At 72.7% G+C, this 26,549-nt stretch carries 27 protein-coding genes and 1 pseudogene; 10 read left to right on the top strand and 18 right to left on the bottom strand.

Going from position 1 to position 26,549, the window contains the following annotated elements:
- Positions 1-5 precede the first annotated feature (5 nt).
- From C8046_RS19035 to C8046_RS01315, 5 genes are all read right to left on the bottom strand, one after another.
- The gene (locus C8046_RS19035; protein ID WP_235866023.1) at positions 6-488 is read right to left on the bottom strand and encodes a hypothetical protein; all 483 of its coding nucleotides are present in this window, start codon (positions 486-488) and stop codon (positions 6-8) included.
- A 334-nt stretch (positions 489-822) separates the two neighbouring features.
- Positions 823-1,701, bottom strand: coding sequence for an ATP-binding cassette domain-containing protein (locus C8046_RS01330; protein WP_235866022.1), 879 nt, complete (start codon positions 1,699-1,701; stop codon positions 823-825).
- Positions 1,702-1,892: 191 nt separating this feature from the next.
- Positions 1,893-2,552, bottom strand: coding sequence for a methionine ABC transporter permease (locus C8046_RS01325; RefSeq protein ID WP_109227938.1), 660 nt, complete (start codon positions 2,550-2,552; stop codon positions 1,893-1,895).
- Positions 2,549-3,649 carry a methionine ABC transporter ATP-binding protein gene (locus C8046_RS01320; RefSeq protein WP_109227937.1) on the bottom strand — a complete coding sequence of 367 codons (1,101 nt, stop codon included), beginning with the start codon at positions 3,647-3,649 and terminating at the stop codon, positions 2,549-2,551. The genes C8046_RS01325 and C8046_RS01320 overlap by 4 nt, the downstream gene beginning before the upstream one ends.
- Positions 3,650-3,685: 36 nt before the next feature.
- Positions 3,686-4,588 (bottom strand): MetQ/NlpA family ABC transporter substrate-binding protein, encoded by a 903-nt coding sequence (locus C8046_RS01315; protein ID WP_109227936.1) that lies wholly within the window; start codon positions 4,586-4,588, stop codon positions 3,686-3,688.
- 216 nt (positions 4,589-4,804) lie between these two features.
- On the opposite strand from C8046_RS01315, the gene C8046_RS01310 reads away from it, so the two are divergent.
- On the top strand, positions 4,805-5,383 hold the full coding sequence (locus C8046_RS01310) for a CDP-alcohol phosphatidyltransferase family protein (protein WP_109227935.1): 579 nt from the start codon (positions 4,805-4,807) through the stop codon (positions 5,381-5,383).
- A 21-nt stretch (positions 5,384-5,404) separates the two neighbouring features.
- Here the strand turns inward: C8046_RS01310 and C8046_RS01305 are convergent, their stop codons facing one another.
- The 3 genes from C8046_RS01305 to C8046_RS01295 are packed head-to-tail and all read right to left on the bottom strand — an operon-like array spanning position 5,405 to position 7,841.
- Positions 5,405-6,061: a maleylpyruvate isomerase family mycothiol-dependent enzyme gene (locus C8046_RS01305; RefSeq protein WP_109227934.1), complete on the bottom strand. Its 657-nt coding sequence runs from the start codon at positions 6,059-6,061 to the stop codon at positions 5,405-5,407.
- A complete protein-coding gene (locus C8046_RS01300) occupies positions 6,058-7,032 on the bottom strand; it encodes a hypothetical protein (protein ID WP_109227933.1) in 975 nt (324 codons plus the stop codon). Before C8046_RS01300 ends, C8046_RS01305 begins: the two co-directional genes overlap by 4 nt.
- Complete coding sequence (locus C8046_RS01295) at positions 7,029-7,841, bottom strand: TrmH family RNA methyltransferase (RefSeq protein ID WP_109230651.1); 813 nt, start codon at positions 7,839-7,841, stop codon at positions 7,029-7,031. The genes C8046_RS01300 and C8046_RS01295 overlap by 4 nt, the downstream gene beginning before the upstream one ends.
- A gap of 90 nt (positions 7,842-7,931) precedes the next feature.
- Here C8046_RS01295 and C8046_RS01290 point away from each other — a divergent pair, with 90 nt between their 5' ends.
- On the top strand, positions 7,932-8,993 hold the full coding sequence (locus C8046_RS01290; RefSeq protein WP_158277099.1) for an alpha/beta hydrolase: 1,062 nt from the start codon (positions 7,932-7,934) through the stop codon (positions 8,991-8,993).
- 227 nt (positions 8,994-9,220) lie between these two features.
- On the opposite strand, the gene C8046_RS01285 is transcribed toward C8046_RS01290, so the two are convergent.
- The 5 genes from C8046_RS01285 to C8046_RS01265 all read right to left on the bottom strand — a co-directional run bounded on the left by C8046_RS01285 (position 9,221) and on the right by C8046_RS01265 (position 15,812).
- On the bottom strand, positions 9,221-11,227 hold the full coding sequence (locus tag C8046_RS01285) for an ABC transporter ATP-binding protein (RefSeq protein WP_419183531.1): 2,007 nt from the start codon (positions 11,225-11,227) through the stop codon (positions 9,221-9,223).
- Positions 11,224-12,957 (bottom strand): ABC transporter ATP-binding protein, encoded by a 1,734-nt coding sequence (locus C8046_RS01280; protein ID WP_199224360.1) that lies wholly within the window; start codon positions 12,955-12,957, stop codon positions 11,224-11,226. The genes C8046_RS01285 and C8046_RS01280 overlap by 4 nt, the downstream gene beginning before the upstream one ends.
- 140 nt (positions 12,958-13,097) lie before the next feature.
- Positions 13,098-14,288 (bottom strand): SPFH domain-containing protein, encoded by a 1,191-nt coding sequence (locus tag C8046_RS01275; RefSeq protein WP_109227930.1) that lies wholly within the window; start codon positions 14,286-14,288, stop codon positions 13,098-13,100.
- Between the two features lie 31 nt (positions 14,289-14,319).
- Complete coding sequence (locus tag C8046_RS01270) at positions 14,320-14,871, bottom strand: NfeD family protein (protein WP_109230649.1); 552 nt, start codon at positions 14,869-14,871, stop codon at positions 14,320-14,322.
- A 128-nt stretch (positions 14,872-14,999) separates the two neighbouring features.
- A complete protein-coding gene (locus tag C8046_RS01265) occupies positions 15,000-15,812 on the bottom strand; it encodes an ABC transporter ATP-binding protein (protein WP_109227929.1) in 813 nt (270 codons plus the stop codon).
- A gap of 66 nt (positions 15,813-15,878) precedes the next feature.
- Between C8046_RS01265 and C8046_RS01260 the strand changes: the two genes are divergently transcribed.
- Complete coding sequence (locus C8046_RS01260) at positions 15,879-16,616, top strand: hypothetical protein (protein WP_109227928.1); 738 nt, start codon at positions 15,879-15,881, stop codon at positions 16,614-16,616.
- 43 nt (positions 16,617-16,659) lie between these two features.
- Here the strand turns inward: C8046_RS01260 and glgA are convergent, their stop codons facing one another.
- The gene (gene glgA / locus C8046_RS01255) at positions 16,660-17,907 is read right to left on the bottom strand and encodes a glycogen synthase (RefSeq protein WP_109227927.1); all 1,248 of its coding nucleotides are present in this window, start codon (positions 17,905-17,907) and stop codon (positions 16,660-16,662) included.
- A gap of 130 nt (positions 17,908-18,037) precedes the next feature.
- Here glgA and glgC point away from each other — a divergent pair, with 130 nt between their 5' ends.
- From glgC to C8046_RS01235, 4 genes are all read left to right on the top strand, one after another.
- A complete protein-coding gene (gene glgC, locus C8046_RS01250) occupies positions 18,038-19,321 on the top strand; it encodes a glucose-1-phosphate adenylyltransferase (protein WP_109227926.1) in 1,284 nt (427 codons plus the stop codon).
- Positions 19,322-19,377: 56 nt separating this feature from the next.
- Complete coding sequence (gene serB, locus C8046_RS01245) at positions 19,378-19,986, top strand: phosphoserine phosphatase SerB (RefSeq protein WP_109230648.1); 609 nt, start codon at positions 19,378-19,380, stop codon at positions 19,984-19,986.
- A 97-nt stretch (positions 19,987-20,083) separates the two neighbouring features.
- Positions 20,084-20,311 carry a DUF6480 family protein gene (locus C8046_RS01240; RefSeq protein ID WP_109230647.1) on the top strand — a complete coding sequence of 76 codons (228 nt, stop codon included), beginning with the start codon at positions 20,084-20,086 and terminating at the stop codon, positions 20,309-20,311.
- A 50-nt stretch (positions 20,312-20,361) separates the two neighbouring features.
- Positions 20,362-21,258 carry an aldo/keto reductase gene (locus tag C8046_RS01235; RefSeq protein WP_109227925.1) on the top strand — a complete coding sequence of 299 codons (897 nt, stop codon included), beginning with the start codon at positions 20,362-20,364 and terminating at the stop codon, positions 21,256-21,258.
- Positions 21,259-21,335: 77 nt separating this feature from the next.
- Here C8046_RS01235 and C8046_RS01230 read toward each other — a convergent pair whose 3' ends face one another.
- From C8046_RS01230 to fabG, 3 genes and pseudogenes are all read right to left on the bottom strand, one after another.
- Positions 21,336-21,845, bottom strand: a complete 510-nt coding sequence (locus C8046_RS01230; RefSeq protein WP_109227924.1) for a SixA phosphatase family protein — start codon at positions 21,843-21,845, stop codon at positions 21,336-21,338.
- Positions 21,846-22,612, bottom strand: a pseudogene (gene fabI / locus C8046_RS01225) (enoyl-ACP reductase FabI).
- A gap of 75 nt (positions 22,613-22,687) precedes the next feature.
- Complete coding sequence (fabG, locus tag C8046_RS01220) at positions 22,688-23,410, bottom strand: 3-oxoacyl-ACP reductase FabG (protein WP_109227923.1); 723 nt, start codon at positions 23,408-23,410, stop codon at positions 22,688-22,690.
- A gap of 102 nt (positions 23,411-23,512) precedes the next feature.
- Between fabG and C8046_RS01215 the strand changes: the two genes are divergently transcribed.
- From C8046_RS01215 to C8046_RS01210, 3 genes are read left to right on the top strand one after another with little or no spacing between them, the layout of a single operon-like run.
- Complete coding sequence (locus tag C8046_RS01215; RefSeq protein ID WP_109227922.1) at positions 23,513-23,848, top strand: DUF3099 domain-containing protein; 336 nt, start codon at positions 23,513-23,515, stop codon at positions 23,846-23,848.
- The gene (locus C8046_RS17980; RefSeq protein ID WP_146197025.1) at positions 23,845-24,063 is read left to right on the top strand and encodes a hypothetical protein; all 219 of its coding nucleotides are present in this window, start codon (positions 23,845-23,847) and stop codon (positions 24,061-24,063) included. The genes C8046_RS01215 and C8046_RS17980 overlap by 4 nt, the downstream gene beginning before the upstream one ends.
- Complete coding sequence (locus tag C8046_RS01210) at positions 24,060-24,968, top strand: SURF1 family protein (protein WP_146197024.1); 909 nt, start codon at positions 24,060-24,062, stop codon at positions 24,966-24,968. Before C8046_RS17980 ends, C8046_RS01210 begins: the two co-directional genes overlap by 4 nt.
- On the opposite strand, the gene C8046_RS01205 is transcribed toward C8046_RS01210, so the two are convergent.
- The gene (locus C8046_RS01205) at positions 24,941-26,539 is read right to left on the bottom strand and encodes an ABC-F family ATP-binding cassette domain-containing protein (RefSeq protein WP_109227920.1); all 1,599 of its coding nucleotides are present in this window, start codon (positions 26,537-26,539) and stop codon (positions 24,941-24,943) included. The genes C8046_RS01210 and C8046_RS01205 overlap by 28 nt on opposite strands.
- Positions 26,540-26,549 lie beyond the last annotated feature (10 nt).

Here is a 26,549-nt window from a genome sequence, read left to right as displayed (position 1 = left end):
GCGGGCTACGTGACGTCCTTGCGCCAGCTCGTGAAGTACCCGCCGACGACGGCGGCGAGGGCGTACGCCAGCAGGACGAGGCCGCCCTGCCAGGGCTCGAGCATCCCCGGCGCGGAGTCGCCGCCGAGGCCGCCGAAGGACAGGAAGCTGGCCCCGACGAGCCCGTCGCTGGCGGCACCGGGGAGGAACGTGCCGATCCCGGCGGTGGTGGAGTTGAGCAGCGCGGCGAACCGCAGCACCGGCTCGAGGAACTGCGTGAAGGCGAGCACGATGACGATCGCGGCGACCTGGTTGCGCACGAGCGTGCCCAGCCCCACGCCGATGACGCTCCAGAGCGCCATCGCGACGATGCCGCGCAGGACGAGGAGCCAGACCGCGGAGGTCCCGAGCCCGGTCTCGAGCCCGAACGCGTTGAGGGCGATCGCCCCGGCGGCGATCGAGCCCGCGAAGGCGAGCACGCCGTAGAGCGCGCCCAGCCCGGCCTGCACGGCGAACTTGGCCCCAGGGCCAGACCGCGCCGCGGGACGGCCAGGAAGGTCGGCGTGACGGTCTGGTGGCGGTACTCCCCCGTCACGCTGAGCGCGCCGACGATCACCGGGAACACGTAGCCGATGCTGGTGGCGAAGCTGTAGATCAGCGTGGACAGGTCGAGGCCGGGCGGCAGGCCCGTGTCGCCCCCCTCGTCGAAGGCGAAGCCGAGCGAGGCCCCGAGGCCGCCGGCCATGAGGACGACGTACCCGACCATGACGAGCGCGATCAGCCACCACATGCGCGTGGTGGTGACCTTGGCGATCTCGGCCCGGACGGCCTGCGTGAAGGCGGTCATGCCGCGGCCCCCGTCCCGGTGAGGGCGAGGAACGTGTCCTCGAGCCCGGTGGACAGGCGCTGCAGCGTGCGCAGCTCGACCCCGGCCGCGAAGGTGACGTGACCGACCAGGCCGGGGTCCGCCGTCGCGACGCGGAAGCCGTCCGGTCCGGCGACGAACGCGAGCCCCGCCGCGGTGAGGGAGCGGGCGAGCGCGTCGCGGTCGGCGGCGTCCACGAGCACCTGGGGCGGGTTCTCCGCCTCGAGGCTGGCGATGGTGCCGGCGCGCACGAGGCGCCCCTGCGCGATGATGACGACGTCGTCGACGCTCTGCTGGACCTCGCCGAGCATGTGGGAGCTCACCACGACCGTGCGGCCCTGCTCGGCCAGCGCACGGAGGAAGGACCGGATCCAGCGGATGCCCTCGGGGTCGAGGCCGTTGACCGGCTCGTCGAGCACCAGGACGCCGGGATCGCCCAGCAGCGCTCCGGCGAGGCCGAGGCGCTGCCGCATCCCCATGGAGTAGCCGCCCACGCGACGGTCGGCGTACTCGGTCATGCCGACCATGTCGAGGACGGTCTGGACCCGGCCGCGGTCGATGCCGTTGGCCAGCGCCTGGATGCGCAGGTGGCTGCGCGCCGTGCGGCCGGGGTGGAAGCTCGCGGCCTCCAGCGCGGCCCCGACCGTCCGCAGGGGGTCGGGGATGTCCCGGTAGGCCCGACCACCGATGGTCGCGGCCCCGGACGTCGCCTGCACGAGCCCGAGCAGGATCCGCAGGGTCGTGGTCTTGCCGGAGCCGTTGGGGCCCAGGAAGCCGGTGACCCGGCCGGGCTGGACGGCGAAGGACAGGTCCTCCACCGCCGTCACGTCGCCGAAGGTCTTTCTCAGTCCCTGCACCTCGATGGGTGTCCCGGGTACCGATGCGTCGTGCATCTCGCCTCGCTCGTCTCGCCGTCAGGGGGTCGGCCTCCACGCTAGCCAGGGGCGCGGCTCGGACGGATCCCCCACGAGGCGGAGACGACTCACCCCGCCGACGGACGAGCCGGCGGCGGGGTGGGACGTGCCGGAGGGCGGCGCGGCTCGCAGGCTCAGCGGTGCAGCGCGCGCCTGGCGAGCGTGTTGCCGAGCAGCTGGGCCAGCTGCACGATCGCGATGATGATCACGACGACGAAGAACGTCAGGGGCCAGTCGTACTTCTTGTAGCCGTAGTCGAGGGCGAACGCCCCGATGCCGCCACCACCGATCGCGCCGACGACGGCCGACATGTCGAGCACCCCGACGAACAGGAACGTGTAGCCCAGGATGAGCGGGGCGAGCGCCTCCGGCACGAGGACCGTGACGATGATGCGCAGCGGCCCCGCCCCCATCGCCCTGGCCGCCTCGATGACGCCGGGGTCGAGGTTGACGAGGTTCTGCTCGACCAGTCGAGAGAAGGCGAACGTCGCCATGATCACCATGGCGAAGGTCGCCGCCTCGGTGCCGATGGTGCGCCCGACCACGAGGTTGGTCAGCGGGTAGATCGCCGTGATGAAGATGAGGAACGGGATCGGGCGCACGACGTTGACGACCGCGTTGAGCCCGATGAAGACGCCGCGGTTGCCCTGGAGGTTTCCGCGCCGCGTGATGTACAGCCCGATCCCGATCACGAGGCCGAGGAGCCCACCGAGCAGCATCGTCCAGGTGACCATGAACGCGGTCTGCCCCAGCGCCAGCAGGAAGGTGTCGCCGTAGCGCTCCCAGTAGCTCATGCGCGCTCTCCGTCCTCGGTGGCCGCGGCTCGCTCCGCGGCGTGCAGCGGCAGGGCGAGCGGGGCGTCCACCGTGCCGAGGTCGGTGGCGCCGGCCGAGGTGACGACGTGGTCGACGAAGCCGGCCACGGCCCCCGGCTCCCCCGTGATCTCGAGCGTGAGCGACCCGAACGGGCGCTCGGAGATCTCGGAGATCCCGCCGTAGATGATCGTTCCCTCCACCGCGTGCTCGCGGAGGCTGCGGGTCAGGTAGCCGCCCGCCCCGCCGTCGGACTGCATGCGCAGCATGACGAGGCGTCCGGGGTGACGGCGCCGCAGGCGCTCGAGCACCGCCGGCGTCGGGACGTCGTGGAGGCTGGCCCCCACGAACCGGGCGGTGGCCGGGTGCTTGGGCGCGGCGAAGACCTGGTAGGCCTCGCCCACCTCCACCACCTTCCCGCGCTCCATGACCGCGATCCGGTGGCACAGCGCCCTGACGACGTCCATCTCGTGCGTGATGACGACGATCGTGATCCCGAGCTCGGCGTTGACGCGGCGCAGGAGCCCGAGGACGTCGGCGGTGGTCTCGGGGTCGAGCGCACTGGTGGACTCGTCGGCGAGCAGGATCCGGGGCGACGTCGCCAGCGCCCGGGCGATGCCCACGCGCTGCTTCTGTCCGCCCGAGAGCTTGTTCGGGTAGACCTTCGCCTTGTCCGACAGCCCGACGAAGTCCAGCAGCTCCGCCACCCGGGCCGCGCGCTGCGCCTTGGGGACGCCGGCCACCTTGAGCGGGTAGGCGATGTTGCCCGCGACCGTGCGCGAGGCGAACAGGTTGAACTGCTGGAAGATCATGCCGATGCCGGCCCGCACCGGCCGCAGGGCCCGCTCGGACAGGCTGGTGATCTCGGTGCCGGCGACGGTGATCGTGCCGGCGGTGGACCGCTCCAACGCGTTGATGAGCCGCACCAGCGTGCTCTTCCCGGCGCCGGAGTATCCGATGACGCCGAAGATCTCGCCCTCGAAGACGTCGAGGTCGACGTCGTCGACCGCGCGCACCGCCGCGTGGCGTCCCGGGAACTCCTTCGAGACGCCACGCAGCGAGATGACCGCTTCACCCATGTGGGGGATTCTTCCTCTCCTCCGGTGCGACGGCGATCAGGCCTGCGCGCGGAGGTTCTCCTCGATGCCCGCGAGGATCTCCTGGAGCTCCTCGGGCGAGGTGTTGGTGAAGACCGCCGTGCCGCCCGACTCCTCGAGAGCCGCGGCCTCGACCTCCTCGGTGTGCCACAGGTCCACGAGCGTGGCGAACCGCTCGTCGTCGGCCTGGTCGGCCGAGGCCACCCAGATGTTGATGTACGGCTCCGACGCGGGGCTGCTCGGGTCGTCGTTGAAGATCGCGTCCTCGGCGGTCAGGCCCGCATCACCCACGAAGTCGTTGTTGATGATGGCCGCGGCCACGCTCCCCGACTGCAGGGCGATGGCGGTCTGGGCGGCGTCGACGGCCGTCACCGTGACGGTGGACTCCTCGGCGATCACGTCGTTCACGGTCGAGAACGAGTTGCCACCGTCGCGGAGCGTCAGGAGGCCGGCCTCCTGCAGGACGAGAAGGGCGCGAGCCTGGTTCGTCTCGTCGTTCGGGATGGCGATGTCCGAGCCCTCGGGGATGTCGGCGGGGTCGGTGTACTCGGTGGCGTAGAGACCGAGCGGGAAGACCGCGGTGGCGCCGACCGGCACGAGCTCGCTGTCCGTCGCGACGTTGAACTGCGCGAGGAACTGCAGGTGCTGGAACTGGTTCAGGTCGAGCGTGCCCTCGTCGAGCGCTTTGTTCGGCAGCTGGTAGTCGGAGAAGTTCGTGATCTCGACCTCGATGCCCTCCTCGGCGGCCTTCTCGGTGAAGATCGTCCACTGCGCGTCGGCGGCGTTCACGACACCGATCGTGATGGGAGCGTCGCTGTCGGTGTCGCCACCCGAGGAGGACCCGGGCGCGGCGCACGCGGTCATCATCAGACCCGCGGCGGCGATCGCGGGGACGAGGACGCGGAGGTGCTTGCTGGACATGAAACTCTCTTTCGTGCGGTCGTGCTGCCGGGGTGTCCGACGCCCGTGCAGCGTGCCAGCGCAGCGCGAGCGACTCCAACCGGGGTCGGAAATCTCGCCATCCGGACCTGTGACGTCCGTCATACGACCCCCGTCGACCCGGGCGAGGCCTCGCCGACCCGCGACGTGCCGCCGCTCGAGGGGCGTTCCACGCGGCGCGCACCCTAGGATCGGGGGGTGACCGACCCCCGTCCGGAGAATCGCGTGTGGACCCTTCCCAACGTGATCTCCTTCGGGCGACTGGTGATCCTGCTCCCCCTGACCGTCTGGCTGCTGCTGAACCAGCACCTCTGGTCGACGTTGATCGCACTGGTCGTCCTCGGCGCCTCCGACTGGTTCGACGGCTTCCTCGCTCGCCGGATGAAGCAGGTCAGCCTGCTGGGCAAGCGGCTGGACCCGGTCGCGGACCGGATCTCGATCGTCGTCATCGGCGGGGCGATGGTCGCCGTCGGGATGATCCCGTGGGGCCTGGTGGCCGTCATCCTCGCGTTCGACGTGCTCCTGGCCGTCCTGGCCGCCCTGTGGTTCCGCGGCTCCCCCGACCTCCCCGTGAGCCGGATCGGCAAGTGGCGCACGGCCGCCCTGCTCGCCGCCCTGCCCATCCTCATCGTGGCCGCCGCGCTCGACGCCGAGTGGCTGCGGCTGGTCGGCTTGGTCCTCATCTACCTCGGGGCCGTCGGCCACATCCTCGCGGGGATCGGCTACGCCCGCGGCATGGCGCGGCGCCGGACCCGGCGCGAGGTCGCCGCGGTCTGACGCGTCGTCGCGGCTGCGGGCTCAGCCTCGCCCCCGCGCCGTCCACCCCGGACGGCACCGCGCCGTGAGCACCGCGACGCCGTCGCCGTCCAGGTCCGCGAGCGCGTCGGAGCGACCGCAGGTCGCCAGCAGCAGCGCCAGCGCCGGACCCTCGACCCGAGCGCCCGCGCCGACGGCCACCTCCGCGTCGGTGGCCCGCAGCTCCAGGCCACGCACGCGTGACCGGGACACGACGGCGAACTCGTGCGTCGCGAACCACGTCAGCAGCTCGGCGGCCACCGTCGGCGCCGTCCGGCTCGGGAGCCCGAGCGGTCGACGGATGTCCGCGGCGTGGATCACGTTCTCGCCGAGCGCCGCCGGTCGGGGTCCCAGGATCCGGGTCCGGGCGTGCGCGGCGGCACGGAAGCGCGCGAGCGTCTCGGCCGGACCGGCCCCGAGCTGCTCCCGCATCCGCAGCTCGTTGTGACGGTCGAAGTCCCACCGCACCCCGACGACGCTGCGGAGCCAGGCCGGCGTGCCCAGCGTGGCCACGGCGGTGAGATGGGCGAGCGTCTCGCGCACGGTCCAGTCGCCGCAGAGCGACGGCGTGCGCCACGCCGCGTCGTCGAGCCCGGCCAGGTCGTCGGCGAGCGCGTCGCGCTCGGCGTGCACGAGCTCCCAGAGCTCACGGTCGTTCATCCACCGCTCCTCGGTCTGGCCACGCGCCGATGGACGCGAGGCGCCACGACGGCGAGGGTCGCGGCCAGGCCGGCGGCCAGCAGCCACCAGAGCCACCCGAGGACACCTGCGGCAGCCCGCTCGGCGACCCCGGCCACCAGCAGACCGACGACGTCGTGCGCTCCGGTCGGCACGAGCAGGGTGAGGACGGCGATCGCGAGCGCGGCCGTCGTCGCGGTGCCGAGGCCGAGGAGGACGCCCGCCCTGCGGCGCCGCCGGGCCAGCAGCACGGCGCCGGCACCGGCCACGACTGCCGTACCGGCCGCGGCGAACGGCAGGACCAGCAACCAGGACGTCGCGTGCTGCACGCGGAGCACCGCCGCCCCCGCGTCCGACCCCGCGACGTCGACCAGCACGCTGCGCTCGGGCAGCAGCGCGCTCGGGACGCCGAGCTCGGCGAGCTCCCCGCGCGCCCGGTCCCAGACTGCGGTGAGGTCCAGGGCGACGATCGCGCCGTCGGTCTCGCCCGTGACGCCGTCGGCCGGCCCGCCTCGCGTCACCACGACCGCACCGTCGCGGCCCTGGAGAGTCGCCGAGACCTGCTGGTGCAGCACGCGGTTGGCGCCCCGCCACAGCCCGGCGGCCGCGTCGCTCGCGAGCACCCGTGCGGTCGCGTCGCGCACCAGAGCGGTCAGCGCGGCCCTTGCGAGAGTGCCGGCGGCGGACCCGGCGTCGTCGGGGAGCCAGGCGGTCAGGGATCCCTCGGGAACGACGGCCACCACTCGGGCGGCGACGGCGTCCGCCGCCGCCGCCCGCAGCTCCGGATCCTCGAGGGCAGGGCCGGCGACGGCGAGGTAGGCGTCGGTCGAGGTCACCAGGGCGCGGGCCTGAGCCCCGACCACCCCGACGACCAACGCGATCACAGCCACGACGCCCAGCAGCCCGGCGACGAGTGCACGGGGCTTCCGGCCTCCCGCCGCGCCCACGGTCATCGGCGGGTGGCCCAGAACGCCACGGCCGACGCGGCCGCGACGTTGAGGGAGTCCACTCCCCCGGCCATCGGGATGCGTACGACGACGTCGCTCGCGTCGACCGTCGCGGGCTTGAGTCCGTGGCCCTCGCTGCCGAGCACCAGCGCGAGGCGCTCGTGCCGGGCGTCGGCGAGCTCGTCGAGCGTGACGGCGTCGTCCGACAGCGCGAGCGCGGCGGTGACGAAGCCCTCCGCGCGCAGGTCGGCGATCGCCGACGGCCACTGCGGCACCCGCGTCCAGGGCACCTGGAAGACCGTGCCCATCGACACGCGAACGCTGCGGCGGTACAGCGGATCGGCGCAGCTCGGCGTGACGAGCACGACGTCGACGCCGATCCCGGCGGCGCTGCGGAAGATCGCACCGACGTTGGTGTGGTCGACGACGTCCTCGATGATCGCCACCCGCCGCGCTCCGGCGACCACGTCGGCCACCGGCGCCAGGGCCGGACGGTTCATCGCCGCGAGCGCGCCGCGGTGCAGGTGGAAGCCGGTGACGCCCTCGAGAACGGACTCGGGCGCCGTGTAGACGGGGGCGTCGGGGAAGGCCTCGACGACGTCGGCCATCTGCTCCAGCCAGCGCGGCGCCATGAGGAAGGACCGCGGCACGTGGCCGGCGGCGACCGCACGGCGGATGACGGTCGAGGACTCGGCCATGTAGAGGCCGGCGCCGGTCTCGTACCGCGTGCGCAGCGCGACGTCGGTCAGTCCGGTGTACTCCGTGACCCTCGGGTCGTCGGGGTCGGTCAGCGGCAGGGGTGCGGGGCGGGACACCCCGTCATCCTCCCAGGCCCTCGACCACGCCAGGTGCCGACGGACTCCGCCCCCAGGCACGTCGCGCGGACGCCCGCTAGCGTCGGGTCCGTGTCCCGCACCCGCTCCGCCGTCCGCGTCGCCCTCACCGCCCTCGGCGTCGCCGTCGGCGCGGTCCTGGGTCTCGTCGTCCTCGTCGCCACCGCCTTCAGCCTCAGCCCCTGGCCGGGGGCGCTCCTGATCCGTCGGGCGTTCGACAAGGGTGGCCACGAGACGAACGCGGCGCTGGCCGACCGCGTGCCGGACGACGTCGTCACGCGCGCCGACGTCCGCTACGACGAAACCGACCCCGTGGCCCTGCTCGACATCCACCGCCCCGCGGCGCCCGGACCCCACCCCACGGTGGTCTGGGTGCACGGTGGCGGCTGGGTCTCCGGCAGCAAGGACCAGGTCGCCAACTATCTGCGCATCCTCGCAGCCGAGGGCTTCGTCGTGGTGGCGGTGAACTACTCCCTGGCACCCGGCGCCCGCTACCCGCGTCCGGTGCACCAGGTGCTCGCGGCGCTGCGTCACCTGCTCGCCCACGCCGAGGACCTCGACCTGGACACGTCGCGCCTCGTGCTGGCCGGCGACTCCGCCGGGTCCCAGATCGCGGCCCAGGTGGCCGCCGCCGTGACGGACCCGACCTACGCGCGGGCGCTCGGGGTCGACCCTGCCGTGCGGTCCGACGAGCTGCGCGCGGTCGTGCTGCACTGCGGCGCCTACGACCTCGACCTGCGCGAGGCCTCCTCCCGCGCGGGCGCCTGGTTCGTGGAGTCGGTGCTGTGGGCCTACACCGGTCGCCGCACCCCGGGCACGGATCCCGTCCTCGCGCTGGCCTCGGTGCTGCGGCACGCGAGCGCGGCGTTCCCGCCCGCCTACCTCTCCGGGGGCAACGCCGACCCGCTGACCCCGCAGGGCCGCGCGTTCGCCGAGCGCCTGGTCGAGCTCGGGGTCGAGGTGGTCGCCGACTTCGCCGAGCCGGACCACGAGCCGCCACTGGGTCACGAGTTCCAGTTCGACCTCGCCTCCGAGGCCGGCCGCACGACGCACGAGGCGAGCGTCGCGTTCCTTCGCGCGCACACGGCGGCGCGGCCGGACGAGGCCGGTGCAGCCGGCACCGCCGATTGCTGAGGCTCACCCCGTCCAGACGTCCTGACCACCCCGCGGCGGGGGCTGATCCCGACGACGACGCCCCGGCGCCACCGCGCCCTCGTGGTCGCGATGCGGCAGGCACAGCGACCACGAGGGCGCGCTCGCCCAGCACCGCGACCACAGGGGCGCGGTCGGACCCGAGGCGCGCCCCCGCGCGCCGTCGCGACGCGACCCCTCCCGCTGCCGAGGACCCTCCGGTCCCCCGGCTAGACCGCTGGCGCCGCGAACTGACTCTCGTAGAGCCGGGCGTACGCCCCGCCGGCCTCGAGCAGGGCGGTGTGGGACCCCTGCTCGACGATCCGGCCCTCCTCCATCACCACGATCACGTCGGCGCCGGTGATCGTCGAGAGACGGTGGGCGATCACGAACGACGTCCGCCCCTCCCGGAGGGCGTTCATCGCCTTCTGCACCAGCACCTCGGTCCGGGTGTCCACCGAGCTCGTGGCCTCGTCGAGGATGAGGATCGGCGGATCCGCGACGAACGCCCGGGCGATCGTGAGGAGCTGCCGCTCCCCCTGCGACAGCGACGTGCCCTCGTCGCTCAGCACGGTGTCGTAGCCCTGCGGCAGGGATCGCACGATGGCGTCGACGTGCGTGGCCTCGGCCGCGCGGAGCATCTGCTCGCGCATCTGCGGGGTGACCTCGCCGGTCGCCGACGTCTGGAGCGGGTAGCAGATGTTCTGGGCGATGGTGCCCTCGAACAGCCACGCGTCCTGCAGCACCATGCCGATCTTCGAGCGCAGGTCCTCGCGGGTCATCGCGCTCGTGTCGACGCCGTCGAGCGAGATCGTCCCGCCCTGGATCTCGTAGAACCGCATGATGAGGTTGACGAGCGTCGTCTTGCCAGCCCCCGTGGGTCCGACGATCGCGACGGTCTGGCCGGGCTCCGCGACGAGGCTGAGGTGCTCGATGAGCGGACGGTCCGCCTCGTAGGAGAAGCTGACGTCGTCGAACTCCACGCGTCCGCGGACGTCCGTCACGGCCTCCGCGACCGGGTCGGGCTCCTGCTCCGCGGCGTCGAGCAGCGCGTAGACGCGCTCGGCCGACGCCGTTCCCGACTGCAGCATGTTCATCATCGAGGCGATCTGCGTGATCGGCTGCGTGAACTGGCGCGAGTACTGGATGAACGCCTGGACGTCGCCGAGGCTCATCGTGCCCGAGGCGACCCGGAGACCGCCCAGCACGGCGATGACGACGTAGGTGAGGTTCCCGATGATGCCCATCGCGGGCTGGATCGTCCCGGAGATGAACTGCGCCCTGAACGACGAGCCGTACAGGTCCTCGTTGCGACGGTCGAAGGTCTCCTGCGCCGAGGCGGACTGGCCGTAGGCCTTCACCAGGGCGTGGCCGGTGTACATCTCCTCGATGTGACCGTTGAGGTCGCCGGTGGTGCGCCACTGCTTGATGAACTGCGGCTGCGAGCGCTTGGCGATCATTGCGGTCACGACGGCCGAGAGCGGCACGGCGACCAGCGCGACGGCGGCCAGCACGGGCGAGATGAGGAACATCATGAACAGCACGCCGACGACCGTGAAGACGGACGTGACGAGCTGCGCCAGCGTCTGCGAGAGCGACTGCGAGAGGTTGTCGATGTCGTTCGTCACCCGCGAGAGCACGTCGCCGCGCGAGGTGGAGTCGAAATAGGACAGCGGCAGGCGTCCGAGCTTGGCGGAGACGTCCCGCCGCAGCCGGTACATCGTCTGCTGCACGACGATCGCGATGATGCGCGACTGCAGCCAGGACAGCAGCGACGAGCCGACGTAGACCGCGAGCACCCACGCCAGCGTCGTCATCAGGGCCTGCGTGTCGAGCCCCTCGCCCGGGGTGAACGGCACCTGCGCGAGCATGTCCGCGCGCGTGGTCTCCCCCGCGGCCCGCAGCGCCTCGATGGTCTCCTCGCGCGAGACGCCGGCGGGCAGGTCGCGCCCGAGCACCGCGCCGAACACGAGATTCGTGGCGTTGCCGAGCAGCTTGGGCCCGAGCACCACCAGGACGACGGAGCCGATCCCGAGGACGATGCTCACGAGCAGCGCGAGCCGGTGCTCGCGCATGTCGCCGATCAGCCTGCCCACCGTGCCGCGCATGTCCAACGGCTTCTCGGCGGGCATGCCCATGGCGCCCATCGGACCGCCGCCGCGCCCGCGGCGACCCTCCTGGACCACCTTCGCGTCGGCGTCGGGGGCCGCGTCGTCGCGCCCGTTCTGCTCGCTCATCGCGCCTCCTCCAGCGTCATCTGCGAGGTGACGATCTCGCGGTAGGTCTCCGAGCTCTCGAGGAGCTCCGTGTGCGTTCCGGACGCCACGAGGTTCCCCTCGTCGAGCACGAGGATCTGGTCGGCGTCGCGGATGCTGGCGACGCGCTGCGCCACCACGATCACGACGGCGTCGCTCGTCACGGGCTTGAGCGCCGCCCGGAGCGCGGCGTCCGTGGCGAAGTCGAGAGCCGAGAACGAGTCGTCGAACAGGTAGATGCGCGGCCGGTGCGCCAGGGCCCGGGCGATCGAGAGCCGCTGCCGCTGCCCGCCCGAGACGTTGGTTCCCCCCTGGGAGATCTCGGACCCGAGCCCGGCGTCCATCGCGCGGACGAAGTCCGCGCCCTGGGCGACCCGGAGCGCCTCCCACAGCTCGTCGTCCCCGGCGTCGGGCGCGCCGAACCGCAGGTTCGAGGCGACCGTGCCCGAGAAGAGGAACGCGCGCTGCGGGACGAGCCCGATCGCGGACGTGAGGTAGGTCGGGTCGAGGTCGCGCACGTCGACGCCGTCGATCGTCACCGAGCCCTCGTGCGCGTCGAACAGCCGTGGCACGAGGTTGAGCAGCGTCGACTTGCCGGATCCCGTGGAGCCGATCACCGCCGTCGTCCGCCCGGGCTCCGCGACGAACGAGATCCCGTGGAGGACGTCCTCGTCGGCGCCCGGGTAGCCGAAGCTCACGTCGGTGAACTCCACCCGGCCCGTGCTCGTGGCCGGGGTGACGGGGGTCGTCGGCTGGACCACCGTCGGCTCGGAGTCGAGGACCGCCATGATCCGGTTCGCCGACACCGCGGCGCGCGGGGCGATCATCAGCATCATCGAGCTCATCATCACGGCCCCGAGGATGAACATGATGTAGCTGAGGAACGCCGTCAGGGCGCCGACCTCCATCTCCCCCTGGTCGACGTACCGTCCGCCGAACCACAGCACGACCACGCTCGAGGCATTCATCACCAGCATCACGGCCGGGAACATCAGCGCCATCAGCTTGCCGACCCGGAGGGACACGTCGCGCAGGTCGCCGTTGACCAGCGCGTACCGGGCCCGCTCGAGGTCGTCGCGGACGAACGCCCGGATGACGCGGATCCCGGTGATCTGCTCGCGCATCGCGCCGTTGACCGCGTCGATCCGCGTCTGCATCTGACGGAAGTTGGGCACGAGGCGCCACACGACGAGGCCGACGACGATGATGAGCACCGGAACGATGGCGAGCAGGAGCGCCGAGAGCTGGACGTCCTCCTGCAGCGCCATGATCGTGCCGCCGAACAGCATGATCGGGGCCATCACGATGAGCGTGAGCGACATCATCACGAGCATCTGGACCTGCTGCACGTCGTTGGTCGTGCGCGTGATGAGGGACGGGGCGCCGAAGCCGGCCATCTCCTGCGCGGAGAAGGTCTGGACCCGGGAGAACAGCGAGGCCCGGACGTCCCGGCCGAAGGCCATCGCGGCACGCGCGCCGAAGTAGACGGCGACGACCGCGGCGATGCCCTGGACGACGGTGACGGCGAGCATGATCGTGCCGAGCCGCCAGATCGCGTCGACGTCGCCCACGGCGACGCCCTCGTCGATGATGCGGGCGTTGAGGTTCGGCAGGTAGAGCGAGGCGATCGTCTGCACCAGCTGGAGCACCACGACCACGACGACGTCGCGGCGGTAGGGCCGCAGGTGGCTGCGGAGAAGAGTCATGAGCACGATCTGACGCTACGCCAGATCACCGACATCGCCGGTCCGCTCCGCGGATGATCTCCCTCCCCCGAGGGTGGGAGGAACCGGGGGCGTCCGGGCGCGAGAAGACCCCCGGGCGCCGTGGCACCCGGGGGTCTCTCGTCAGCTCACTGGCCCGGTCGCGGCGGGACGGCCCCGCTCCCGCCCGGCTCGTCGAAGCCGGTGACCGGCGGGGCGCTCTCGCCCGCGGGCCGCTGGCCGCTCTCGGTGCCGTGGTCGAACGGTCGACCGCTCAGCGTGCCCGACTCGCGGGCCTCGCCCGAGGCCTCGCTGGCCGAGCTGCGGGCCTGCGCCAGCGCCTCGGCCGGATCCTGCAGCGCGGTGCCGGCGAACGGGTCGTCGTCGTCCTCCGTCGCCTCGCGGCGGGCCCGCTCGGTGGCGGTCTCGCCGCCGTCGCCCGACGGCGGACCCGCGACCGGGTTGACACCGAACGCTCCGGCGATCCCGTTGAGGGCCGCCGTGAACTCGGTCGGCACGATCCACATCTTGCTCGAGGTGCCGTTGGCGATCTGCGGCAGCATCTGCAGGTACTGGTAGGCCAGCAGCTTCGGGTCGGCGTCACCGCGGTGGATGGCGTCGAACACCTGCGTGATGGCCTTGGACTCACCCTGCGCCTTGAGGATCGCGGACTGCGCCTGACCCTCGGCCCGGAGGATCGCGGACTGCTTCTCACCCTCGGCCGTGAGGATCTGCGACTGCTTGACACCCTCGGCCGTCAGGATCGCCGCACGACGGTCACGCTCGGCGCGCATCTGCTGCTCCATGGAGCCCTGCACGCTCGCGGGCGGGTCGATCGCCTTGAGCTCGACGCGGTTGACGCGGATGCCCCAGCGGCCGGTCGCCTCGTCGAGGACGCCGCGCAGCTGACCGTTGATCTGGTCACGGCTGGTCAGCGTCTGCTCGAGGTCCATCGAACCGATGACGTTACGGAGCGTGGTCACCGTCAGCTGCTCGATACCGGTGATGTAGTTGGCGATCTCGTACGTCGCGGACTTCGGGTCGGTGACCTGGAAGTAGATGACCGTGTCGATGCTCACGACGAGGTTGTCCGAGGTGATCACGGGCTGCGGCGGGAAGGAGACGACCTGCTCACGCAGGTCGACGCCGGCGCGGACGCGGTCCACGAACGGGATCAGGAAGTGCAGACCGGCGTACATCGTCGAGTTGTAGCGACCGAGCCGCTCCACGATGAGGGCGACGGCCTGCGGGACGATCCGCACCGCCCGCGCGATGGCGGTGACGACGAAGATGGCCAGCAGCACCAGGACGATGATGCCGATGATGGTCGATGGTTCCACGGGGGATCCCTCTCTTGGGTGACGTCAGGTCTCAGGGCTGGGCCGGGGGCGCAGCCGTGGGGTAGCCGGGCGGGTACGCCGGTGCGGGCGGGCCGCTCGGCCCCTCGCCCCAGCTCGATCCGCCACCGGTGGCGACGCCCGGGACCCCGGGCACGGTCTCGGTGGGGACCACGACGGCGGTCGCGCCGTCGATGGCGACGACCTCCACCGGTGTGCCCACGGGGAGGACGCCGGACCCGTCGAAGCGGGCCGTCCAGACCTCGCCGACCAGCTTCACGCGACCGGCCGAGCCGGACGTGGCGGCCAGGACGACGGCGGTCCGGCCGACGAGCGCACCGGCGTTGGTCGCGGTGCCCGGCTCCTGGTTCTTGAAGCGACGCAGCGCCCAGGGGCGGATCGCGACCAGGAGGAGCACGGAGACGACGGCGAAGACGGCGACCTGCACCGCCAGCGGCGCGCCGAGCGCCGCCGCGACCGTGGCGGCGAGAGCGCCACCGGCGAACATCAGGAACAGCAGGTCGACGATCAGCACCTCGACCACTCCGAGAATGAGGGTCAGCGCGAGCCACCACACCCATTCCATCGTCATCACCTCCGCGAGCTCGGGGACGCCAGGGGCGCCGGGATCGTGCGGGACAGGGTCGGACGCATCACGGGTGAGGAGGCACGTCCTCCCACCAGTGTAAAGAAAAAGTCAAGCAGATGGGTCGATCAGGCGCTGCGGCGCCCGCGGGACCCGGCCGCGGCGGCCCGCGCGCTCCACCGACCGTCGCGCTCGGTGACCTCCAGCTCGACGCCGAACGTGGCGGTGAGGTTCTGCGCCGTGAGGACCTCGGCGAGCGGCCCGGCCGCCTGGGCGGCGCCGTCGCGCAGCAGCAGGACGTGCGTGAAGTGGGGCGGGATCTCCTCGACGTGGTGCGTGACCAGCACGAGCACCGGCGAGCGGTCGTCGGCGGCGATCTCGGCGAGCGCGGCCACGAGCTCCTCGCGACCCCCCAGGTCGAGACCGGCGGCCGGCTCGTCCAGGAGCAGCAGCTCGGGGTCGCTCATGAGGGAACGGGCGATCTGGGTCCGCTTGCGCTCGCCCTCCGACAGCGTGCCGTAGGTCCGCGCCAGCATCGTGCCCATCCCGAACGCGTGCAGCAGCGCCGTCGCACGCTCGGTGTCCAGGTCCTCGTAGGTCTCGCGCCAGCGCCCCGTCACGCCGTAGGAGGCCGTGAGGACGACGTCGAGCACGCTCTCGTCGCCGGGGATGCTCTCCGCCAGCGAGGCGCTGGACAACCCGATACGCGGGCGCAGCTCGAACACGTCGGTGCGCCCCAGCCGCTCCTCGAGGACCTCGACCGTGCCGGTGGTCGGGTGGAGCCGGGTGGCGGCGAGCTGGACCAGGGTCGTCTTGCCGGCGCCGTTGCGGCCCAGCACGACCCACCGCTCGCCGTCGTTCACGTCCCACGTCAGGTGGGAGAGGATGTCGCGCCCTCCACGTCGTACGGTCACGTCGTCGAACGAGAGCACGGAAGCCATGCCCTCGACCCTACCCACGGACGGGCGTCCAGGGGTGCAGGCGGCCGCGCGTCGTAGGTTGGTGCCGTGCCCGCCGACTCCCGCGTCCTGCCCCGGTCGGTCGCGCTCGCCCTGCTGTGGACCGAGCTCGACGCCCCGCACACCGCGACCCTGCTGTTCGACGACGACGAGCCGCACACCCTCGGCGCGCGTCCCCTGCTGGAGGCCTGCCGCGAGCTCGACGCCCGCCACGTCTGGCCGGTCCTGCCCGCCCCCGGCGATCCGCAGGGGCTGCCGCCGGGCGCCGCGGCGCACGCCGTCGTCGCGGGCGAGGCCGTCGTCGTCGAGCACCCCGGCGGCACGACCGTGCTGGTGCCTGACGTCGTGCCGTTCGGCACGGAGCTGGAGCCCGGGGTGCTGGTCCGCTGGCGCGCTCACGACGGCGCCGGCGTGCGCGGACCGGCGGTCTCCCCCGGCGAGGCACGGCTGGCGCTGCACGCCGCGCTGCAGGAGGCGATCGCGGAGCTGACGGCGCTGGACGTCGCCAAGGAGCGGCCGGACCTCCGTGAGGCGTTCCTCGACCTGACGGGCCCGCCCGACCGGGACACCGACGCACTGACGCACGGCCTGGACGACCGCCGGGCCGAGCTCCTGCTGCGCGCCGTCCGGGTGCTGACGATCACGGCGCTGGCGGCGCAGGACGACGGCGCGGCCGTCACCGCGGGACAGATGAACGCCCGCAGCGCGGTGCTGCGCGAGCTCGAGCGCTCGGCCCGCGCCGCGGTCGCCGTCGCGAGCGTCCAGGTCGTGCGCCGCCGGTCCTAGCGAGCACACCCGGGACGGCGCCCGAGGCGTCGGAGCCGTGGCGTCAGGCCCCCTCGAGCACCCGGCGGTAGACCTCCACGGTGCGCTCGCCGATCGCGTGCCAGGCGAAGTGGTCCTCGACGCGACGGCGCGAGGCCTCCCCCATCGACGCCGCCCGCGCCCGGTCGCTCGTCAGCGCGGTCAGCGCCGCCGCGAGGTCGGCCTCGAAGCGCTCGGGCTCGAGCGGGGTCCCGGTCCCGTCGGTCTCCTGGGCGAGCGGTACCAGGATGCCGGTCACGCCGTCGTCGACCACCTCGGGGATACCCCCCGTCGCCGAGGCGACCACGGGCAGGCCCACGGCCATCGCCTCGAGGTTGACGATGCCGAGCGGCTCGTAGATCGAGGGGCACGCGAAGACGGTGCAGGCGGCGAGGACGGCGACGAGCTCCTCGCGCGGCAGCATGTCGGGGATCCAGACGACGCCCCCGCGCTCGGTCTGGAGCTGCTCCACGAGCGCCGTCACCTCGGCCATGATCTCGGGGGTGTCCGGTGCGCCGGCACACAGCACGACCTGGACGTCGGCGGGCAGCGCCCGCACGGCGCGGAGGAAGTACGGCAGACCCTTCTGCCGCGTGATGCGTCCGACGAACACGACGGCGGGGCGGTCGGGGTCGATCCCGCGGCCCCGGGCGATCTCCAGCGCGCGGGGGGTCAGCTCGCCGTCCTCGCCGACGGGCCGCACCCAGGAGGTGAGGTCGATGCCGTTGTGGACGACGTGGACCTTGGCGGGATCGACGTCGGGGTAGGAGCGCAGGATGTCGGCCCGCATCCCTGCGCTGACCGCGATCACGCCGGCCGCGCCGAGGTAGGCGGTGCGCTCGGCCCAGCTCGAGAGCGCGTAGCCGCCGCCGAGCTGCTCGGCCTTCCACGGGCGCAGCGGTTCGAGGCTGTGCGCGGACAGCACGTGCGGGATGCCGTGCAGCAACCCGGCCAGGTGCCCGGCGAGGTTCGCGTACCAGGTGTGGGAGTGGACGAGATCGGCGCCAGCGACGTCCTGGGCCATCGGCAGGTTGACCCCGAAGGTGGCGAGCGCGGCGTTGGCCCCCTCCAGCGCGGGGATCGCGGCGTAGCCGGTCACGACCGGCCGCCCGGCGTCGGGCACGAGGTCGGGCTGATCGGGACGAGGCCCGTCGAAGCAGCGCACGCGGACGTCGAGACTCTCGGCCAGCACGGCGGCGAGCTCGGTCACGTGGACGCCGGCGCCCCCGTAGACGTGGGGCGGGTACTCACGGGTGAGGAGATCGACGCGCATGCGGTGATCCTGCCAGGTCCGCGAGGTGACGCGCGCCACATCTCGCCGTCCGACCAGCGGCGTCACCGTCAGGTGGGACGCGCCGACGTCGGCGTGGCGAAGACACGTCCGGAACCCCTAGGGTCGGGCCATGGCAGCAAAACGCGTCCTCGCAATCGTCCTGGCCGGCGGCGAAGGCAAGCGCCTCATGCCCCTCACCGCTGATCGGGCTAAGCCGGCCGTCCCCTTCGGGGGCATCTACCGCCTCATCGACTTCGCCCTCTCCAACATTGTCAACTCCCGGTACCTGCACGTCGTCGTGCTGACCCAGTACAAGTCCCACAGCCTGGACCGCCACATCGCCAAGACGTGGGACATGTCCCGCATGCTCGGCAACTACGTCGTGCCGGTCCCCGCGCAGCAGCGGATGGGGAAGAACTGGTACCTCGGCAGCGCCGACGCGATCTACCAGAGCCTCAACCTGCTCGACGACGAGCGCCCCGACATCGTCGTGGTGGTCGGCGCCGACAACATCTACCGGATGGACTTCTCGCAGATGGTCGACGCGCACGTCGCGTCGGGCGCGAAGCTCACCGTCGCCGGGATCCGGCAGCCGCGGGAGCTGGCCGACCAGTTCGGGGTCATCGAGGCCGACCCGGCCGACCCCCGCCGCATCAAGGCGTTCCGCGAGAAGCCGAGCGACGCCGTCGGGCTCGCCGACTCCCCCGAGGAGGTGCTGGTGTCGATGGGCAACTACGTCTTCGACGCCGACGCCCTCGTCGAGGCGGTGCGCGCCGACGCGCTGCGGGACGACACGCGCCACGACATGGGCGGCGACATCGTGCCCGCCTTCGTCGAGCGGGGCGAGGCAGCCCTGTACGACTTCATCGAGAACGACATGCCCGGCTCCAACGACCGCGACCGCGACTACTGGCGCGACGTCGGCACCATCGACGCCTACTTCGAGGCGAACATGGATCTCATCAACATCGAGCCGGTGTTCAACCTCTACAACGACGAGTGGCCGGTCTACACGGGCTACACGGGGCTGCCCCCGGCCAAGTTCGTGCACTCCTCGCCCGAGCGGGTCGGGCTCGCGGTCGACTCGATCATCTCCCCCGGCGTCGTCGTCTCGGGAGCCGAGGTGCACGCCTCCGTGCTCTCGCCGCACACCAAGCTGAACTCGTGGTCGCGCGTGGACAACTCGGTCCTGCTGGACAACGTCACGATCGCGCGGCGCGCCCACGTCAACCGGGCGATCCTGGACAAGTTCGTCACGATCGAGGAGGGCGCGAGCGTCGGCCTCAACCGCGAGCTCGACATCGCCCGCGGCTTCACGGTCACGCCGTCGGGCATCACCGTGGTCCCGAAGGGCACCATCGTGGGCGTGGACAGCGTGACCCCGTACGAGTTCGGCCGCAGACTGGGGTCGTGAGCCACACCATCCCCGACCCGACCGCAACGAGCACGACCGACCGTCGCCTGGTCGTGATGGACGTGGACTCCACGTTCATCACGGCCGAGGTGATCGAGCTGCTCGCCGACCACGCGGGGACGCGGGCCGAGGTGCAGGCGGTGACCGAGGCGGCGATGCGCGGCGAGATCGACTTCGCCGCCTCGCTGCACCAGCGCGTGGCGACGCTCGCCGGCCTCCCCGTCTCCGTGCTCGACGACGTCAGGGACGCAGTCGAGGTCTCCCCCGGCGTCCCGGAGCTCGTGGCCTTCCTCGCCGAGCGGGACTGGCCGCTGGCGCTCGTCTCCGGCGGCTTCATCGAGATCGTGGGTCCGCTCGCGGCGACCTGGGGCATCACCCGGGCGCGGGCCAACGCCCTCGAGGTCGACGACGAGGGCCGGCTCACCGGCCGGGTCACCGGCCCGGTGATCGACCGGGCCGCGAAGGAGTCCGCGTTGCGGGAGTTCGCCGCGGCCGACGGCATCCCGATGGCGCGCACCGTCGCGATCGGCGACGGCGCAAACGACCTCGACATGCTCGCGGCGGCCGGCACCGGGATCGCTTTCAACGCGAAGCCCGTGGTGGCGGAGCAGGCCGACCACGCCGTGCACCACACGCTGGCAGAGGTCGTCGCCCTCCTGCGCTGACGGCCGGGACGAGGGACGACGGCGAGAACGCCGTCCTTCCCGCCGCGCCGCGGTCGACGTAGCGTGGCAACGACCCCCGAGGCGAGGAAGTACCGTGATGAGCACCCCCGATCCCGACCCCGAGACGACGACGGGCCTCGAGCCCGGCGGAGGCGTGCCCCCGGGCGAGACGCCGCCCGGCGAGTCCAGCACGGCGGCCGCGCCCGCCGACCAGCCGAAGGCCTCGGGCCGCGGCGCCAACCGCGCCGCCGCGATCGCCGTCGTCGCGTTCGGCGTCCTGGCGGCCGCCTTCTTCGTCGCCTACCTGGTCGGCGTCCTCGGCTGACGCCCCGGCCGCACCCCCACCGACCGACGACCCCCGAAGCGAAGGACATCATGAAGCAGCGCACCCTCGGCCCGTTCACCGTCTCCGCGATCGGCCTCGGCGCCATGCCCCTGTCGATGAACAACGACAAGCGCTACCCGACGCCGGACGAGGCGGAGGCCACCGTGCACGCGGCCCTGGACGCCGGTGTCACCTACATCGACACGGCCGACATCTACGCCCCGTCCTGGGACACGATGGGCCACAACGAGAAGATCGTCGGCGCCGCCGTGCGCAGCTGGTCCGGGGACGCCTCCGGCGTCGTCCTCGGCACCAAGGGCGGCATCACGCGCGCCGACGGCGAGGCGTGGGGCAGGGACGCCTCGCGCGGCTACGTCCGGGCCGCCGTCGAGAAGTCGCTGACCGACCTCGGCGTCGACACCATCGACCTCTACCAGTACCACCGCCCCGACCGCTCGATGGTCTACGCGGACACGATCGAGAGCTTCCGCGTGCTCCTGGACGAGGGCCTGGTCACCGCCGTCGGCATCTCCAACGCGAACGTCGAGGAGATCGAGATCGCGCTGGAGGTGCTCGGCGAGGGCGGTCTCGCGAGCGTCCAGAACGAGTTCTCCCCGCGCCACCCCGGCAGCTACGACGAGCTGGTCTTCTGCGGCCGGCACGGCATCGCGTTCCTGCCCTGGAGCCCGCTGGGCGGGACCGGTGGCGGTGCGCGCGACGTCGGCTCGCGGTTCGGTGTCTTCGCGGACATCGCGCGCGACCACGACGTGAGCCCGCAGCGCGCGGTGCTCGCGTGGGAGCTGTCCCTCGGCGACCACGTCATCCCGATCCCGGGTGCCCGCCGGATCGCCTCGATCGAGGACTCCGCCCAGGCGGCCGACCTCGACCTCAGCGCGGACGAGCTCGCCCGCGCCTCCGCCGCCCTGGGCATCGAGCTCCAGGACTGACGCAACCCTGACGCGAGCGGGGACGGGGCGGGCCTCGCGGCCACCCCGTCCCCGCTCACGCGTGGGTCACGCGCGCCTCACTCGTGCGGCGTGCGCACCACGGCCGTCAGGGCGGCGCCCTGTCTCCCCAGCTCGGCCCAGGGGCCCTCGAGCGTCAGCACGCAGCGGGTCGCCGTCGGGATGCCGGCGGAGACCTGGTGGAGGTCGATCGACCCCGGGCCGGCCAGCAGCAGCGCGAGCGAGCTCATCACCGGCTCGTGCCCGACGACGAGCAGCGTGCGCACGTCGGGCTCGACGTGCCGCACGAGGTCGAGGGCGCTGCGCGCCGTCGCGTCGTAGAGGTCGTCGAGGAGCTCGGGCTCGGGCGGGGCCGTCAGCCCGGACGCGAGCAGCTCCCAGGTCTGCCTCGTGCGCACCGCCGAGGAGACCAGCGCCGCGTCGGGCACGGGTCCGGACGCCTGCAGGGCCTGGCCCACCGCCGTCGCCTGCCGACGGCCGGCGACCGCGAGCGGCCGCGCCTCGTCGGACCCGGCGAAGCCCTCGGCCTTCGCGTGGCGCAGGAGGACGAGGGTGCGGGGCTCGGTCACCTACTGCCCCATCGCGTGGAAACCGCCGTCGACGTGGACCATCTCGCCGGTGGTCGCGGGGAACCAGTCCGAGCACAGCGCGACGACGGCGCGCGCGGCCGGCTCGGGGTTCTTGGAGTCCCAGCCCAGGGGCGCGCGCTCGGACCAGTTGCTCTCCATCTGCTCGAAGCCGGGGATGGAGCGCGCGGCCGTCGTCTTGATCGGACCCGCGGAGACGAGGTTGACGCGGATGCTCGACGCACCGAGGTCCCGCGCGAGGTAGCGCGACGTGGCCTCGAACGCGGCCTTGGCCACGCCCATCCAGTCGTAGACGGGCCACGCGAAGCGCGCGTCGAACGTGAGCCCGACGACGGAGCCGCCCTCGCTCAGCAGGGGGCCGCGGCCACGGCGAGCGACTTGAGCGAGAAGGCCGAGACCTCCATCGCGGTGGCGACGTCGGGCCACTCGGCCTGGAGGAACTTGCCGCCCATGACGCTCTGCGGCGCGAACCCGATGGAGTGCACCACGCCGTCGAGCCGGTCGGTGTGCTCGCGCACCGCGGCCTCGAGGCCGGCGAGGTGGTCGGCGTCGGTGACGTCGAGCTCGATCACGGGCGCGAGGCGCGGCAGTCGCTTGGCGGCCAGCTGCGTGAGCTTCGCCTGGCGTCCGAACGAGGACAGGATGACCTCGGCGCCCTCCTCCTGCGCGAGCCGGGCGGCGTGGAAGGCGATGGAGGCGTCCGTGAGGACACCGGTGATGAGGAGCGTCTTGCCGTCGAGCAGGCCCATGGGGGTTCTCCGATGCGTGGGGTGGAACGGGGGAAGGTCAGGGGGACGGGGTCGGGTCCGGGGCGGTGCGGAGGGTCAGTGACCCATGCCGAGGCCGCCGTCGACGGGGATGACGGCGCCCGAGATGTAGCCGGCGTCGGGGCCGGCGAGGAACTGCACGACGCCGGCGACCTCGTCGGCCTGCGCGAAGCGCGCGGCGGGGATGGCCGCGAGGTAGCTGTCCTGCTGCGCCTGCGGCAGCGCGTCCGTCATGGCGGTCTGGATGAAGCCGGGGGCGACGACGTTCGCGGTGATGCCGCGGCCGCCGAGCTCGCGCGTGATCGAGCGGGCGATGCCCACCAGGCCCGCCTTGCTGGCCGCGTAGTTGACCTGCCCGGCGCCGCCGTACAGGCCGATCACCGAGGAGATGAGCACGATGCGGCCGCGACGCTGCCGGATCATGCCCTTGCTGGCCCGGCGCGCGCAGCGGAAGGCGCCCGCGAGGTTGACGTCGAGCACGGCGTCGAAGTCCTCGTCGCTCATCCGCATGAGGAGGCCGTCACGGGTGATGCCGGCGTTGGCCACGAGCACCTCGACCGGGCCGAGCTGCTCCTCGATCGCCGTGAAGCCGGCGTCGACGGCGGCGGAGTCGGTGACGTCGCCGGGGACGGCGAGCACGCCGTCGGGCACGTCACCTCCGCGGGAGAGGGTGGCCACGCGGTCGCCCGCCGCCACGAACCGTGAGGCGATGGCTCGTCCGATGCCACGGGTGGCCCCCGTGACGACGACGGTACGGGGCTGGGGAGTCTCGTCAGGCACCGGGTCAACCTACCGGATGAGGCTGCTCCCCCGCCGGTGACCCGCGCCACCGTGCCACGATCGGGCGCGGGTGGTGGGCGGCAACCGGCGTACGCTCGAGGAATGGATCCCGTCCCGTCGATCACGTCCGCCGGGCGTTCGCGCGACTCGGACATCTCGGACCGCGCGATGCGCTACACGATCATGATGGGCATCCGCGTCGCGTGCTTCTTCGCCGCCGTCTTCACCGAGGGCTGGCTGCGCTGGACCTTCGCCGTCGGCGCCGTGGTGCTGCCCTACATCGCCGTCGTGCTGGCCAACGCCGGTCGCCGCAAGCGCGTCGACCCGTCCTCCACCTACCTGCTCGACACCGGCGCGCTCCCGCACGAGCCGACTCCCCCCGCCGACCCGCGTCCCGCGCCGACCGCCCCCCACCCCGGCGGGAGCGAGGACCGGTGAGCGCCGAGGTCATCTGCAGCTCCAAGGGCTGCAACGCGCTCGCGGTCTGGGTCATCTCCTGGCGCAACCCGCGCATCCACGACACCGCCCGCCGCAAGCAGTGGGTGGCGTGCCCCGACCACCTCGACCACCTCCGCACCTTCCTCGCGGCGCGGTCGTTCCCGCTCGAGGTCACCGAGCTCGGAACGGCGTCCGAGGTCGAGGCGACGCCGTGAACCGTGCCGGTTCCCGGACGGTCGGTGTCGTCGGGCTCCTGCTGCTGGGCGTGGCCGTCTGCGTGCTGCTCGGTCTGTGGCAGCTCAGTCGGCACAACGACCGCGTGGCGCAGGTCGACCTCATCACCACCAACCTCGACGCCCCGGTCGCCCCGCTGACCGACGTCCTGGGCGACGACCTCGACCCCCAGGACGTCTGGCGTCCCGTCACCGTCACCGGCACGTGGGTCGAGGGCTCGGGCGTCCAGCTGCGCAACCGGCCGGTGCAGGACGCGAACGCCTCCCACGCCCTCGCGCTGTTCCGCACCGACGAGACGCCGGCGCGCGTGCTGGTCGTCGACCGCGGCTGGTGGCGCCAGACGGACGTCGTGCCCGACGGTTCGCTGGAGGTGCCGGGCGGGACGAGCGAGATCGTCGTCCGCCTGCGCGCCCAGGAGGACCTCGACGAGCGCGCCAACCCCGCGGGCGAGGTGTTCCGCGTGCACCCGGGGAGCGTGCTCGAGCAGACGTCGCTCGACGCCGACGCCCTCGACGGCGCGCTGGTCACCAGCGCCTACGGGATGATCGTCTCGCCGGTGCCGACGACGCCGCTCGGCGCCCTGCCCGACCCGGACACGAGCCTGCGCTCGCACCTGTCCTACGCCCTGCAGTGGTGGTTCTTCGCGGCCGCGATCCCGGTGGCCGCCGTCGTCCTCAAGCGACGGGCCGACGCCGAGGACGCGGAGGCCGCAGCCGAGGCGGCCGGCGAGGAGCGGCCGGTGGCCGCGCGTCGCCGTCGGGCCTCGATGGAGGACGAGGAGGACGCGCTCCTGGACGCCGCCGAGCGCGCGGCGGCCGAGCGGGCGGCGGCGGACAGGGCCACCGCCGGGCGCCGCGATCAGGCGAGCGAGATCAGCTCCGCGTAGTCCGCGTTCCACATGTCCTCGTCGCCGTCGGGCAGCAGGAGGACGCGCTCGGGCTCGAGGGCCTCGACGGCCCCCTCGTCGTGCGTCACGAGGACGACGGCGCCCGCGAACGTCTTGAGGGCACCGAGGATCTCGGCGCGGCTCGCGGGGTCCAGGTTGTTCGTGGGCTCGTCGAGCAGCAGCACGTTCGCAGCCGAGACGACCAGCACGGCCAGCGCCAGACGCGTCTTCTCGCCGCCCGAGAGAACGCCGGCGAGCTTGTCGGCGTCGTCGCCCGAGAACAGGAACGAGCCCAGCACGCTGCGCACCTGGGTGTCGGTGAGGTCGGGGGCGTTGCGCCGCAGGTTCTCCACCACCGTCGCGGAGGTGTCGAGCGTCTCGTGCTCCTGGGCGTAGTAGCCGATCTTGAGTCCGTGACCGGGCTCGATCTGACCGGTGTCCGGCTTCTCGACACCGCCGAGGATCCGCAGCAGCGTGGTCTTGCCTGCGCCGTTGAGCCCGAGCACGACGACGCGGGACCCGCGGTCGATCGCCAGGTCGACGCCGGTGAAGACCTCCTGCGAGCCGTACGTCTTGGACAGGTCGCTGGCGCGGAGCGGGGTCCGGCCGCACGGGGCGGGGTCGGGGAAGCGCAGCTTGGCGACGCGGTCGACGGCGCGCACCTCCTCGAGCCCGGACAGCAGACGCTCGGCGCGGCGGGCCATGTTCTGGGCCGCGACGGTCTTGGTGGCCTTGGCCTTCATCTTGTCGGCCTGGGCGAACAGCGTCGCGGCCTTCTTCTCGGCGTTGGCCCGCTCGCGGCGGCGGCGCTTCTCGTCCGTCTCGCGCTGCTGCAGGTACGCGTCCCACTTGAGGTTGTAGACGTCGATCACACCGCGGTTGGCGTCGAGGTGGAACACCTTGTTGACGGTCGCACGGAGCAGGTCGGCGTCGTGGGAGATGACCACGAAGCCGCCCGGGTAGCCGAGCAGGTACTCGCGCAGCCAGACGATGGAGTCGGCGTCGAGGTGGTTGGTGGGCTCGTCCAGCAGCAGCGTGCGCGCGCCGGAGAACAGGATGCGGGACAGCTCGACGCGGCGGCGCTGACCACCCGACAGCGTGCTGAGCGGCTGCTCGAGCACACGCGTGGGCAGCCCCAGGTTGCTCGTGATCGTCGCGGCCTCGGCCTCGGCGGCCCAGCCACCCTTGGACTGGAAGGTCGCCTCGAGCCGGTCGTAGCGGTCCATGGCCTTCTCGCGCTCGGCCGCCGTGCCGTTGGCCATGACGTCCTCGGTCTTGCGCATGTTGCGGATCGTCGCGTCCAGGCCGCGGGCGGAGAGCACCCGGTCGCGCGCGAGGACGTCGAGGTCACCCGTGCGCGGGTCCTGCGGGAGGTAGCCGACGTCGTCGGTCCGGATCACCTGACCGCCGGTGGGCTGTCCCTCCCCCGCGAGGATCTTCGTCAGCGTGGTCTTGCCGGCACCGTTGCGCCCGACCAGGCCGATCCGGTCGCCCGAGTCGATGCGCAGCGAGGCGTCCTGGAGCAGGACGCGGGCGCCGATGCGGATCTCGAGGGAGTGGGTGGTGATCACGTGAGCCCAT

Origin of the sequence: Serinibacter arcticus (genome assembly GCF_003121705.1) — a bacterium.
Classification (GTDB): Bacteria; Actinomycetota; Actinomycetes; order Actinomycetales; family Beutenbergiaceae; genus Litorihabitans.
Note: the sequence above shows the minus strand (reverse complement) of the source record. Positions and strands in the feature narration are given on the sequence as shown.

Bases quoted from the DNA above. Each gene is read 5' to 3' on its own strand.
- C8046_RS01325 (WP_109227938.1), bottom strand. From the start codon at position 2,552: ATGAGCTACTGGGAGCGCTACGGCGACACCTTCCTGCTGGCGCTGGGG.
- C8046_RS01320 (WP_109227937.1), bottom strand. From the start codon at position 3,649: ATGGGTGAAGCGGTCATCTCGCTGCGTGGCGTCTCGAAGGAGTTCCCG.
- C8046_RS01315 (WP_109227936.1), bottom strand. From the start codon at position 4,588: ATGTCCAGCAAGCACCTCCGCGTCCTCGTCCCCGCGATCGCCGCCGCG.
- C8046_RS01305 (WP_109227934.1), bottom strand. From the start codon at position 6,061: ATGAACGACCGTGAGCTCTGGGAGCTCGTGCACGCCGAGCGCGACGCG.
- C8046_RS01300 (WP_109227933.1), bottom strand. From the start codon at position 7,032: ATGACCGTGGGCGCGGCGGGAGGCCGGAAGCCCCGTGCACTCGTCGCC.
- C8046_RS01285 (WP_419183531.1), bottom strand. From the start codon at position 11,227: ATGAGCGAGCAGAACGGGCGCGACGACGCGGCCCCCGACGCCGACGCG.
- C8046_RS01270 (WP_109230649.1), bottom strand. From the start codon at position 14,871: ATGGAATGGGTGTGGTGGCTCGCGCTGACCCTCATTCTCGGAGTGGTC.
- C8046_RS01265 (WP_109227929.1), bottom strand. From the start codon at position 15,812: ATGGCTTCCGTGCTCTCGTTCGACGACGTGACCGTACGACGTGGAGGG.
- glgA (WP_109227927.1), bottom strand. From the start codon at position 17,907: ATGCGCGTCGATCTCCTCACCCGTGAGTACCCGCCCCACGTCTACGGG.
- glgC (WP_109227926.1), top strand. From the start codon at position 18,038: ATGGCAGCAAAACGCGTCCTCGCAATCGTCCTGGCCGGCGGCGAAGGC.
- serB (WP_109230648.1), top strand. From the start codon at position 19,378: ATGGACGTGGACTCCACGTTCATCACGGCCGAGGTGATCGAGCTGCTC.
- C8046_RS01240 (WP_109230647.1), top strand. From the start codon at position 20,084: ATGAGCACCCCCGATCCCGACCCCGAGACGACGACGGGCCTCGAGCCC.
- C8046_RS01235 (WP_109227925.1), top strand. From the start codon at position 20,362: ATGAAGCAGCGCACCCTCGGCCCGTTCACCGTCTCCGCGATCGGCCTC.
- C8046_RS01215 (WP_109227922.1), top strand. From the start codon at position 23,513: ATGGATCCCGTCCCGTCGATCACGTCCGCCGGGCGTTCGCGCGACTCG.